We start from the raw sequence: 13,206 nt of genomic DNA, 5'->3' as shown, positions 1-13,206 counted from the left end.
ACTCAGATTAATTGAACTGCCCGGGATCATATTCATGCATGAGCTTATAGATCACTTCAACTACATCTTCTGCATTAGGCTTGCTAAAGTAATCTCCATCACTACCATAAGGCGGTCGATGTGAAGAAGCTGTAATGCAGGTTGGTTTGGAATCCAATAAGCTAAAAGCATTTTGTTCTTCTAAAACCTGCTGTAAAATAAATGCGCTTGCTCCACCCGGCACATCTTCATCAAGGATAACCAATTTGTTAGTCTTAGCCAATGACTTTCGAATTCCTTTATCCAGATCAAAGGGCAACAAGGTCTGAATATCTATGAGTTCCACATCGATTCCATATTCAGATAAAACTTCTATGGCCTTTTCTGCAATCCGAATACACGATCCATATGTGACCAATGTAATATCGTTGCCACCTCGCAGCACTTCAATTTTTCCCAACGGTATCGTATAGCTACCCAAATTGTCTGGCATTTTTTCCTTAAGTCGATAGCCATTCAGGCATTCTATCACCAGCCCTGGATCATCTGATTGCAGTAAGGTCTGATACATCCCTGCAGCTTGGGTCATATTCCTTGGTACGCAAATGTGAATACCCCTTAATGAATTTAAAAGCATACCAATTGGTGACCCGGAGTGCCATATTCCTTCCAAACGATGTCCACGTGTACGGATTATAGTGGGTGCTCTTTGAATGCCATCAGATCTATATCGCAAAGTAGCAAGATCATCCATCAACGGAGACAAAGCATACACAATATAGTCAAGATACTGAATTTCGGAGATCGGTCTGAGTCCGCGCATACTCATGCCAATAGCCTGGCCAATGATGGTCCACTCACGAATACCAGTGTCAAAAACTCGAAGATCTCCATACTTTTCCTGTAATCCTGCAAATCCCTGATTCACATCACCAATCATTCCTACATCTTCTCCAAAGGCCAATACCTCCGGATGTTTTGCCAATAACTGGTCAAAATATTGATTGATAATCTGATAACCATTTAACTCCTTAGAACTGTTACTATATTCCGGTAGAATTTCAGGCACCTTCAAGGCAGAGTAATTTGTTTCAGAATATAAATGAGCGTGATAATCAATTTGTGCCTGCAAATATTGGTTGGAGATCCATTTTTCAAGCAAAGACATTTGAGAGGATATACCTCCCTTCCTTGCTTGTCCCAGACATTGCCTTGCAATTTGCACCAATTCATGCCAAGAGATGTCTTTACTTGAATTGATGGAGTTTATTGCCTGATCAATAGAAGGCATACCGGAAATTGACTTCAATATTTCTAACAATTCCTTTTTCCTAAGTTGTCCAGTAGTAACAAAATCGGACCAAGCCTCATTCTTTTGGTCGCGAACATGAATTTTAGCCAACTCTTTAAGTTGTTCACATAACTCACTGGAAGCAATACCTTTATCAGCAATCCACTTTGAAAACATTCGCAGACAATCATACTTTTCTTCCCATTCCAATCTTTTTTTTGATTTGTATCTTTCATGAGACCCCGAAGTGGAATGACCTTGAGGCTGTGTAACTTCCTGAATGTGAAACAACGCGGGCACATGTTCACTCCTTACCTCTTCTACACCCTCATGAAAAAGATTGACTAAACTAGGATAATCCCAGCCTTTGGCTGAAAAAATTCTTAATCCATTTCCATCTTTTGATTTTTCAAATCCACTGAGCGCTTCAGAAATATTTTGCTTTACTGTTTGCAAAGCAATCGGCACAGATATTCCGTATCCGTCATCCCATACACAAACTGCCAACGGAACCTGCATCACAGAGGCTGCGTTCATGGTTTCCCAAAATACCCCTTCAGAAGTTGACGCATCCCCAATTGTTACGAATGAAACCTCATTTCCTTTATTAGAAAAATTCTTTCTATACGTTTTAAGATCTTTATTTTGCCTGTATTGTTTGGATGCCAATGCCAAACCGAGGGCTCTGGCCATTTGCCCTCCCGTACTTGAGACATCTGACGAGACATTGTAAGTTTTAGTGTGATCCGTCCAATTCCCTTCAGAATCAATTAGCGGAGTAGCAAAATGTGCATTCATTTGTCTCCCTCCTGAAAACGGATCATTCTGTGGATCTGCATAGAGCTGTCCAAAATATTCTTTTACGGAACAAAGTCCAAGTGCAAACATGAATGTCTGATCCCGGTAGTACCCGGAACGAAAATCTCCTTTTTTAAATGCTCGAGCCATCGCCACTTGTGGCAGCTCCTTCCCATCACCCAAAATACCAAATTTTGCTTTACCAGTAAGTACCTCTTTCCTTCCCACCAGGGAAACTTCACGAGACACAAGACATATCCACAAATCTTTAAGTACTTCTTTTTTATACTCTGCTTGGGGTCCTTCAATTTGATCGAGTAGGTTCTGGATATTTGAATAGATAGACATGGCTCAGATTTACCCGGCAAAAATAAAAGATTATATGGCTCAAACATTGTTTTTCACCTTAATATATATATGATAAAAATAAAGTTTTATATTTAACACGGCTTTAACACACAAAATTGGATTCTGTGGGTCTATGTATTGTTAACCTTCCTATATTTGTATAACAAATTCAAAAAAAAACTTTTTGCATGAAAAATTTATTCTTCTTAGTATTTGCTCTACTGGGTTCCGTGGCAGTTTACGCACAGACAGCTACCCCGGTTGCTACTCCTGCTAAGTCAACCAGTGGTCCTAAAATGGTGTTCGACAACACTACAGTGGATTATGGTGACATTAAGAAAGGTTCTGAACCGCTCAGAACAGCCTCTTTTACCAACAAAGGAAATGAACCTTTGGTGATAAAAAATGCACGCGGATCTTGCGGATGTACTGTTCCGACTTGGCCAAAAGAACCAATTATGCCAGGTGAAAAAGGTGTTATTGAAATTCGCTATGACACTCAAAGAGAAGGAGCCATTAACAAAACTGTAAAGATTCAAACCAACGAAGGCGAAGAAGAAGTTACATTGTTTGTGAAAGGAAACATCTCTGCAGAACACGATGAAACTGTACCAAAAAGTACTGGTAACGTCCTTACCCCAAAAGGCTAATTTAGTCTAAAAATTTACGATTATATTTGGGACCCATTCAAGTTAAGACTTGGATGGGTTTTTTTATTTTTGAAAATTGATACCCAACATTAAAAATTATTCAAAGAATACATTGTAAAATTCAACCACAAATACTGAATGAAAGTCAACAAAATGGATTCAAGAGTTCATCCGAACTCAGCTTAAAATTAGTCAGCTATTCTGATTAAACGCCCCATTGAGGTTTCGATATTTTATCACCTCCAATCCAAACAATACTAACAAACTTTTACTTGAGGTTAGCTTATGTATATTTTTTTATCAAATCTGATTATTCAATTAATCCAATTTATAAATGATTTCACCAGGTCTCTTTAAAAACAACAATACCCATAGATATGGTATATTTATCACTTTAATTAGTATTTGCAATCCCTTCAAAAATCAATAGTGAATCACATTACATTTGGCCAATTCGTGTTGCCAATGGCAGAGATATTCAATATAGACTGAATAAATAATATTTTAAGCCTTGTTTCTTCCTTAGTAAATGACTCTCGCTGCTGGTGTATTTTCACACCAATTAGGGCAAGGTCCCCCATGCCCTTTGATTGATAAATCATAGGGAAAGTACGCCCCGGAACCTGTTTTCTCATTCAAAAATGAATTACCCGTTACCCGTATTAAATCAATGGTTAATATAAAATTTTGTGTACCATTCTTTCCTGGATAAAATCTCAAACCTTGAATTTGGTTATCATCTATACATCTTTTTGCTGCAAACGCGATCGCTCTACGATCTAAACTAAAACCGACAGCATCAGTAACCCCCGGTGAGGATGCATAATTTTGAAAATATCCCTTTAAAGCTGCATCATTTGGTTCTCCGGTTGGAGGATCGACTATGTGCAATAAAAAATTACAAGTATTTGTGAACTCAGACGAATTGCAGCATTGCTCCTTTGTGACCGTTCCAGTATTGTCACTGCCACAAATACTCTTACAGTACATATAGGTAACCAATACTCCCAATCCGGCACCCATTACTAAATACAGAAATTCCTTTTGTGTCATAAAATGAATATTTTGTTTGAAAATGAGAATTACAGCATAAATGTAAACATTTTTATAAATTTACCAAATATTATGAAATATATTTATAAATTAACTATATCTTTTTTGGTTTACACCCTTTTAACTATAGGCTGTAGACCTAAAGACTCTCTTGGCCCAGGTCCTGAAAATCTATCGAAATTTGAAACTTCACAAGATAGCTTGTCTAAAATCTTTCACATTGCTTATCAAAATATTATAAAAAATGAAAATTATCAATATGCAGACAGCGTCATAAATGAAGGCATTAAAAGAAGCATTAACACATTAAATGTAAAGTGGCAGTTCAGGCTCTATAAAGAATATTTTGATTTACCTGAATTGTCTGAAATTAATGTTGCGCAATCAAAATCATTCGCACAAAATGCTGAATTACTTGCATTGAACTCCGGATCTCAAATTGAAAAGTGGAACCTTACGCGATCACTGGTGAATTACTACATTGATCAGAAAGATACTGCCAACAGCATCAAGAATACACACAGACTTTTTGACTATTCCAGCAGTATTGACAATCCCGAATTTACCTCATCATACAATTTGGCACTTGCAAAAGTGCAGAATTTAAATGGAGATGCCAAGGGTGCCTTAAAAAGTTTTATGAACGCATCCTATTTGGCCATAAAAATCAACAATCATGAAATAGTTAACGAAATCAATCAGGAGTTAAGCAAGTTTTATGATCAATACAGCATGTATAAAAAGGCACTCGAGTATAAACTTAAAGAAATAGAATATTTGCGTAAATATCACCCGGAGGATACCGTCAATACATATCATGCAGAGCTGACGCTTTTAGATTACAAAGGAAAAACTAATCCTGAAAAATTTTATGACGAAAATAAACTATTTGAAATTTTAGATTTTTCTAGAAATAATGGGTATAAAAGATTAAATAATTTTGCACATTCATTTTTGAGATCCTCCTTTTTAGATTCTCACAAATTCATTGAACTTTACAAACTATATCAAACTAAATACCATTCTGACTTCGAATCCATGAAGTTAAATGACAGTATAACTTATTTCAGAATTAATGCATATAATCATTTTGCCGCCAAATCTTATGATTCAGCAAAATATTATTTCAACCTAATCGAGAATACGATCAAATCTCAATTACTAAGCCCCGGCCAACTTGCAAGATATAAAATGCGATATGGTGATTTTCTGATGGCGACTGGTAATCTATTGGAGGCAAAGAAGGCATATACTGTGGCTTTGGCATCATCTGAACATTCAGGCAAATTGACATTTATCATTGAACCACTTGAGAAACTTATTAGTTTGTCAGAAAAAAATAATGATTTTAAGGAAGCTTTTCGTTTTCAAAATAAATATATAGAGATTAATAAAAGATTTGATTTCACTCAGAGTGAGGACATATTTAAAATGGAAATTGAACACGAAGAACGCATCCTACAAGAAGAAAAAAAACAAGAGGATGCTCGAATTCAGAGAGAGCACAACATTCAATATTATTTATTCATAGTAGCCCTTTCCATTCTATTTATTTTACTTCTCATTATGGTGAGTTATCGAGTGCCTATTTGGGTTATTAAAACAATGGGGTTCTTTGGATTTATCTTTTTATTTGAATTTATAATTCTAATTGCAGATAATTTCATTCATCATGCAACACATGGTACACCATGGAAAATATTAGGTATAAAGGTGTTGCTCATTGGAATGTTGTTTCCGCTACACCATTGGGTGGAAAAAAAAGTAATACATTTTCTCTTACACAAACGTTCGGAAGGTGCTCCGATAATCAATATCAATTTTCAATCCCTCAGAACATGGTTTACTAAATTTAATGAAGAAGGGTAATATTTATTATCAATAAAATGTGAATAAAATCACAAGTTACAATAGAGAAATTATTAAATATTGTTGATGGAATGCCCAAAAAATTTTAATTTTAATGTCCTAACTACTCTTAGTAAGAGTTCTGTTAGAAATCCCAATAGTGCATTTAAAAAACATAGTAACTCAACTTCCGGAATATTATATCTTCGTCATTGGACTCGTCTATTGAAATCTCATCCTTTTTAACCCGTAATTATCATGGATACAATGACTGGGCTTGTGAACACATCAATAAATAAAATGAAAATTTAAGAAATTATAAGAAGCTCAAAACTCTATTGCAGATGCTTTTAATATTTATAAAAAAATCTAGTTCCTGTCATTCTTATGATACGCTTTAGACAAAAGCTCGCTCACCTCTTCATCAGATTCCAGTTGACTCATTTGTTGTAAAACCCAGGGTTTGCGAAGGGAGACCCAGGCAGAAGTAGGCTTCACTTTGTATCGTTTTGGATTGGGTAAACTGGCCGCAATCATTGCCGATTCCTCTCTGGTTAGAAATCTGGCAGACTTGCCAAAGTATTGTCTGGCTGCTGCTTCTATTCCAAAGATGCCTTCACCCATTTCAACGGTATTCAAATACATCTCTATGATCCGCTTTTTACTCCAAAGTCCTTCAATCATAAAGGTAAAATAGACTTCCAGGCCTTTTCTCAACCAACTTCTGCCTTGCCACAAGAATATGTTTTTAGCCACTTGCTGACTGATGGTAGAAGCACCCCTTTTTCGCTTCTTTTTCAGCTTGTTGTGCTCCATTGCCTTCTCAATGCTGTTCAAATCTAAGCCAAAATGCCCCATAAACAATTGGTCCTCAGCTGCAATTACTGCTAATGGAGCCATAGGCGAAATGTTACCAAAAGAAACATAGTTTCTCTTAATGCCATAACCATCCACCAGACTTCCAATCTGAGTGGTCGTAATTGGAGGATAAACAACAATCAATAATAAGAGGTATAACCAGTGAAGAGATAAGATAAAGCCCAATATGCCCAAGACCTTTTGCCAGGTTTGGAGTTTGCTATATTTCAGTAAGATCAATCCAAAAAGCTCTTTCACACGCCTAAAAATAATTCATTTTGTGATTTTTCATTCTTTTGTGTAAGTTTGATTTAAATTTAACTGGCTCAAATGTGGTACTACCTAAAGTTTTCGGTTGCTTTTTTCTTATTATGTTTCTTCGTTTTGCCCTTTTTCAATATAGAAGATCCGTTCAGAACTATTGCCTTAAAGTACTTTTACCAGGAATCTGATGCCCGAATAGTGGAACACATATGCAAACCTGATCGTACTTATTGGTATGAATATCAGGCCCATGAAACACAATATCGTCAACGTTATGACGGATACGTCGAAGAACTGGATAACAGAATTGCCCCTGACCGCAGATGCATGGGTATTTTGAATGAAAGCGTCCCTATTAAAATTAAATACTTTCCCTATTTTTCCTATTGGAGCGAACCTGTAGAAAGCATACAATCAAAACCCATTATAGTACTGATGTACATTTTGGTCAAAATAGGCGCTATATTTATATTGCTCTGGACGTTCCTAAGAAGGTGATCTCATTACCGTTTTCATTACTTATGATCTGAACTTTTTGGTCAGATTTAATTTAAGAAATATGAAAACAAATATTTATATTTTAATGTGCATTATACTTACAGGTATAGAAAACTCGAATGCACAAAACTTAATACTGAAGCAAATAGATCCGTTGAACTTTAGTGTCTGCGGAGAAGGAGATTTCGATCTGATTTTGGAAAATAATACCGGGCAAGATCTCAGCAGTATTCAAATAAAAGGTTTGTTACCCACCGGCTTAGAATACAAGGCTGGTAGCCTGAGCGGAGCACTGGAAGGAAATATTATTACCTCCAATGAACCGGAATTCATCGTAATTTCTCTACTTAAGGGAGCAATTATTACGCTCAATTTTACAATCCAGTCAAATTGTCAAATTTATAACGACGTTAACAACGGAATGCTTTTCCAAAATAAGTGGATCATGCATTACCTAAATACCAAAGACTCCATTTTGACTTCCCCACCCTATAAAATTGAAACGGGATTCTTAGTTATTGAAAACCAATCATCCACCATAAAAGAAGTTGGATCCTCTTTTAAAAGGCTGTTAAAGATCCGCAACACCCGACTGGGTAACTTAAGTGAGTTTATTTTTGAAGACAAGCATGACCCTTTAGATATTACGAGTAAGAACGGAGATATATTAATGTATAACGATACATTACTCCGAATGAGATTAGGACCAAAAGATTTTAAAAATATAGGTGACGGTGATGAGTTTTTTGAAAATGGTGAAATCATTACGATTGATGAAGAAATTATTCATCGTAGCTGCCTTAAAGAATTTATACAATCCTATTTTAGAGCAGACTGGGGTTGCAAAGGACAAAGTTGTCAAGTCTACGAAGAAGCTGCAGGGATTGATTTTGTAATTCCTGCCAGAGAAGCCAGTCTGAGTTTTAATCCGATGCCACAATTCCCGGAATGCATATGTTCTAAAGACGGAGCCTTGCAAATGTTGACAATCTACAACACCGGCGGTGCGGTAGCAGAAAATATTACCATTACGTTAAAGGCAAGTAACGCGATTTCTGGTCCTTACACTTTTGGATTTTTATATGACAGCTTTTCCATAACAGGAAGTGCTTTGATAGATTCAATAGAATACAAAGACCTTCTTAATTTAATGGGATGCAAAATGGATTCTGCCTTTCATGAAGTTAAAATTAAAATTAGCAATCTGAATCCAGGTGAATCTTTCAAATTAAATTTTCGATTAGGATCCTGTCTTACTTCGTCGCCATCCATTCCTACCAACTTCCCATGGCTTTATAGTTACAAATACAACTCCGTATGCATACCAGGTAGTGATCGGATGTTGTTAAATAAACCAGTAGACAATTTTTCATCAGCAGCTTCCATTACAGCCAATCTGGTTATGACTCCTGAAGACGCTATTCTTATTGACAATAAGATATATTCTTTAGAATCAAAAATAAAATTGAACCCCGTACCAACAAATAGAAATTTATTTGTCAGTATACAAATACCCTGTCCTCTACTTTTGATAGATTCAACTTTTCAATTAAACAACAAGAGCCCAATATCTAAAAAAATTGACAATAATAATTTCACCTCAGTTGTACTTGAATTTACCCCACCATTCACTTCTGAAATGGTTTTAAAATTTAACGTAAAATTAGATTGCAATTCATCTTGTCTAAAAAAAGAGTTAAACGCGGTCAATACTCAATTTAACACATCATGTCCCAATAAAAGAACTTTGAAGCCTGATCTTGTTGCCAAAATCTGTCTGGAGGCCCATCTCACCTGTGTCAATAAAATTGATGAATGTGGGCCTTCTTCATTTGCAGAAAAGGTAGTAGAATTTCCTTGTGCTTCAGCGACCTTCGAACAAGACACCATATCTGCTTTTGTTGACTTTGACTCTAAATTATACAGGCTCAATGTAGGGGAAGGTGATCCTGATGATGATCGGTTTAAGTTGGATAATTTGACAGATCTTCGTAAAGCCGAACTTAAAAGATTTATTACAGGTGACACCATTGTTTATGAATTTAAAGCAAGATTAAAGGTAGATAATGAAAACCTAAAGCATGATTCGCTTTGCTTTTATATTTTTTCAGATTTAAGTTATTCGGATATTAACTCAAATATTAGAATAATTAAAAACAACGGAATGAATTCTTATGAATTCAATTTTCCAATATACAAGGAATACAAAAGCAAAGAATTACTTCCTTCCTGTACCAAACCTCAATTGGTTGAAAATGGTTTTGGGAATGGTATTTATATACCAATAACTCCTGAATCGGCAAATCTATATGGTGCCGGCCTACCAATTGACTTCAAATTTGAAAATGGTGACAGCATCTACCTAAAAACTACCGGAGTCATAAGTTCTTATACCGGTCAACAAATCGCCAAAGTTATTGTCCTCACGAAATCTTCCTTAATATCAAAATCAGCCATTCCAAAAAATCCCTTTTCATGTCATGAAATACAAGACACCATTAAACTCACTTCAATGGGCCTTGAAATCACTCAGGAAGGAATTAAGAAATTCATTTGCACTGATAAAATTATTTTGCCTCAAATGGAAATTAAGGTGCTGTCAAATTTGGATAACTTCTTTCCATACGAATATCGTTCATTGTTTAAAATGGATTCTTTTACTTTTCAAGCACTCAATGGCATCATAATTGACAGCTTCACTATTGAACTATATTACAATATTTCAGGTCAAAAAACACTGTACCGGACTATAATACTACCCGCCATTCTAAGAAACAATCGATGGTATGCTCCTCAGACCGGACTAGACAGTATTAGATTCGATGAAGCATATACTCTTTTAATAATTCCAATTGGACGAATAGTGGATTGCAAAAAACTGAATGCAACCAATACTCAATCCATCTCAACATACAATTATAGTGGAGACAAAAATGCCCAATTCTATATAGATCCCAGCACCAGTATTTTCTATACTAAAAATATTTTCTCCAAATTGACCACCATAGAAATATTAAACGGGAACAAATATATCAACCAACCGGTTAAAACCATTTTTGCAGCTGGCAAGTCAGTTGGTTGGAATTTTGAATTATCCAATGTTCCATTCCCGGGGAGCTTCAAATTTAAAGTTACATCCCGAAAAAAAACAATATCAAATCTAATATTAAATAGTACTCCACCACTAAATATTACAAAACCAGACAGTAACCTTTTTTTAGTCAAGGGGATTGAACCAAATTCAACTTACAGAATTTTCTTTCAGACTGAGATAAATGGTTGCAATACAGATACAGTTGATATCATCAGCACCTGGAGTTGTGATGGAGAAGAACAAAGCCCGGGTGATTGCACTACTGACAGCTTCTCTGTAATTATCAAACCTGAAAATCCGGAATTGGAATTGGATCTTATACAAGAGGATAGAATTCTGGATCTTTGTGATACACTTCCGGAAATCAATTTGGAAATTTATAACGCAGACAGAGGTATTGCAAAAGATGTTTTCCTGGAAGTTAAACTACCTGACGGAATTTCGTTCGTCGATCAGGAAATAAAATTTAGTTATCCCAAAGGAAGTCCGTTCAGAATATTACCACCACCTCAAAAAGTTAACTCTAATACATTCAGATGGGATATTGAGGATTTGGATTCAAACCTCAAATTATTTGGTTTGAAAGGCATACTATCGGCACCGGAAAATAGCATAATTTTTAAATTCCTGGCTACCACAAACTGCCAGTCCACGGTAAACAGTTTTATTGAATTCAGAACAAATGGCAAGAATCTTTGCAACCAATTACAAAACACTGTTGCAAAAAATAGTAGACAAATAAGAATAAATGATATTAGCTCAAATACAGATACGCAAATCGATCTTTTAATAAATGATGAAAATAAATGCGAGGATAGTGTAATAATAAAGGTAAGTATACGGTCAAATCAAACCACTCATTCCGAAGACAGTATAAAAATAGTCTTGCCAATTCCACTAAATTTCTTAGATAATTCAGTTATAAATATTTCCAATCACAATCAAAAAAATCCAATTATAATTCAGTCCGCCAGACAAACTTTTCTCCACTTTGATCTTGAAGATAATTTATCCGCGGGAAAATTGGTTGAATTTGAATTTAAAGTATCAGGACTAAATTCGTTTAATTGCAAGGAATTGGAAATTCAAGCAAATAGTTTTAGCCGCAAACTTTCAAAATGTAAAAATAACGACACCCTATGCCCTGTTTTCTTTGAGACTGGTTTTAAAAAAATAAATATAAATAGGAAATTACCTGGTATTGATTTACTTGATTTTAATATTATTTCTAATCAAAATAGCCCACAATCTGAAGTCAAAATCCAATTTAAATTAACTGATTTAACAGAATTAATATCAGAGGAAATTTGTTTTGGATTATTTGAAGACAAGAACTCCAATCAACAATTAGATTCGTTAGATAACTTGGTAAGTACAATTATTTTAAATAAAAATGAATTTAATGTGGATGGAATTTATTCCAAATCCATTCTTATAAATGATAACCTTTTAGACTATTGTAGTTACCTATTGGTAGTACTTCCCAAAAACTGCGTATGCTTAAAAGACACTTTAAGCTATAATTTTCAGAAGGAAAGAATCTTTGAATTTAAAGACTCTCTGTGCTTTGGAGCAAGACTGATCCTTGGAAAAGACTCTATTCCCGGGAAGCGATATATTTGGACCGGAAATAAATTATCCTGCGATTCCTGCAGCAGCAATATCTTTTTCGCTCAGGATGTTGATTCAATTTCAAGGTTTGATTTTGAATTGTTAGAATACTCCTTAGATAGTTGCAATAAAAAATATACCTACCAAATTATTGTATTTCCAAATTTATCCGGTCAAAAATTCATAGAGCAAGTCTGCTTAAATGATACAGTAAGTTTAAATGCAGGAAGTAAAGAAAATTACACCTGGAAAGGAGAGGATGTCTTACAGCCAGGTTTAAATACCCAAACTGTGGTTGTTGATAAATTCAAAACACTCCTTTTAGATTATTATGACAATTTTAATTGCATCTTAACGGATACTTTTTGCCTCATCCCCTATCCTGACACAAATTCTATTGCAATATCTAACGATACTACAATACTCGCCGGAACAAAGGTTACCCTTTGTGCCAAGGGGGGGTATAGTTATAAATGGTCACCTGATGATGGCTCCGTTTGTACAACCTGCCCTTGCATTACAGTTAATCCTTCCCGTGATACAAGATACTTTGTCAGCATCGCAGACACATTTGGCTGTATCAAGAATTTAAATGTATTGGTCAGCGTTATTTCGCCAAGCTGTGATTCTTCTACAATATTTTTTCCGAACGCCTTTTCTCCAAATGGAGATGGCCGAAACGATATTTTGTATGTCAGATCTTCTCAAATAGACAAATTGCTACTTCGAATCTATAATCGATGGGGTGAACTTGTCTTTCAATCAAGCAATCCGAACATAGGCTGGGATGGTACTTTTAATGGGAAATATTTACCTCCTGATGTTTTTGGTTATTATTTGGAAGCATATTGCATAGGTGGAGATAAGTATGTCAAAAAGGGTAACATTAGCCTGCTAAAATAATTAGGTGCAAA

The 13,206-nt window shown here is 35.3% G+C and carries 7 protein-coding genes; 4 read left to right on the top strand and 3 right to left on the bottom strand.

The genetic code is table 11. The features are described 5' to 3' along the window. Nucleotides 1-7: 7 nt before the first annotated feature. Nucleotides 8-2,416 (bottom strand): transketolase, encoded by a 2,409-nt coding sequence (locus IPJ53_06120; protein ID MBK7798665.1) that lies wholly within the window; start codon nt 2,414-2,416, stop codon nt 8-10. A gap of 188 nt (nt 2,417-2,604) precedes the next feature. Here IPJ53_06120 and IPJ53_06115 point away from each other — a divergent pair, with 188 nt between their 5' ends. Then, a complete protein-coding gene (locus tag IPJ53_06115; GenBank protein MBK7798664.1) occupies nt 2,605-3,066 on the top strand; it encodes a DUF1573 domain-containing protein in 462 nt (153 codons plus the stop codon). A gap of 522 nt (nt 3,067-3,588) precedes the next feature. On the opposite strand, the gene IPJ53_06110 is transcribed toward IPJ53_06115, so the two are convergent. Then, nucleotides 3,589-4,119, bottom strand: a complete 531-nt coding sequence (locus IPJ53_06110; GenBank protein ID MBK7798663.1) for a hypothetical protein — start codon at nt 4,117-4,119, stop codon at nt 3,589-3,591. Between the two features lie 72 nt (nt 4,120-4,191). Here IPJ53_06110 and IPJ53_06105 point away from each other — a divergent pair, with 72 nt between their 5' ends. After that, complete coding sequence (locus IPJ53_06105; protein ID MBK7798662.1) at nt 4,192-5,988, top strand: hypothetical protein; 1,797 nt, start codon at nt 4,192-4,194, stop codon at nt 5,986-5,988. A gap of 348 nt (nt 5,989-6,336) precedes the next feature. On the opposite strand, the gene mtgA is transcribed toward IPJ53_06105, so the two are convergent. Beyond that, nucleotides 6,337-7,056, bottom strand: a complete 720-nt coding sequence (mtgA, locus tag IPJ53_06100; GenBank protein MBK7798661.1) for a monofunctional biosynthetic peptidoglycan transglycosylase — start codon at nt 7,054-7,056, stop codon at nt 6,337-6,339. 99 nt (nt 7,057-7,155) lie between these two features. Here mtgA and IPJ53_06095 point away from each other — a divergent pair, with 99 nt between their 5' ends. Both IPJ53_06095 and IPJ53_06090 read left to right on the top strand, forming a co-directional pair. After that, the gene (locus IPJ53_06095) at nt 7,156-7,587 is read left to right on the top strand and encodes a hypothetical protein (protein MBK7798660.1); all 432 of its coding nucleotides are present in this window, start codon (nt 7,156-7,158) and stop codon (nt 7,585-7,587) included. Nucleotides 7,588-7,648: 61 nt separating this feature from the next. Then, nucleotides 7,649-13,195, top strand: a complete 5,547-nt coding sequence (locus IPJ53_06090; protein MBK7798659.1) for a gliding motility-associated C-terminal domain-containing protein — start codon at nt 7,649-7,651, stop codon at nt 13,193-13,195. Nucleotides 13,196-13,206: the final 11 nt, after the last annotated feature.

The sequence above is a fragment of the Candidatus Vicinibacter affinis genome (assembly GCA_016714365.1).
Classification (GTDB): domain Bacteria; phylum Bacteroidota; class Bacteroidia; order Chitinophagales; family Saprospiraceae; genus Vicinibacter; species Vicinibacter affinis.
The sequence above is the reverse complement of the archived record's forward strand: the minus strand, read 5'-3'. Positions and strand labels throughout refer to the sequence as shown.

Excerpts from the sequence above, each read along its gene's own strand:
- IPJ53_06115 (MBK7798664.1), top strand. The coding sequence starts at position 2,605 with ATGAAAAATTTATTCTTCTTAGTATTTGCTCTACTGGGTTCCGTGGCA.
- IPJ53_06105 (MBK7798662.1), top strand. The coding sequence starts at position 4,192 with ATGAAATATATTTATAAATTAACTATATCTTTTTTGGTTTACACCCTT.
- IPJ53_06110 (MBK7798663.1), bottom strand. The coding sequence starts at position 4,119 with ATGACACAAAAGGAATTTCTGTATTTAGTAATGGGTGCCGGATTGGGA.
- IPJ53_06120 (MBK7798665.1), bottom strand. The coding sequence starts at position 2,416 with ATGTCTATCTATTCAAATATCCAGAACCTACTCGATCAAATTGAAGGA.
- IPJ53_06090 (MBK7798659.1), top strand. The coding sequence starts at position 7,649 with ATGAAAACAAATATTTATATTTTAATGTGCATTATACTTACAGGTATA.
- IPJ53_06095 (MBK7798660.1), top strand. The coding sequence starts at position 7,156 with ATGTGGTACTACCTAAAGTTTTCGGTTGCTTTTTTCTTATTATGTTTC.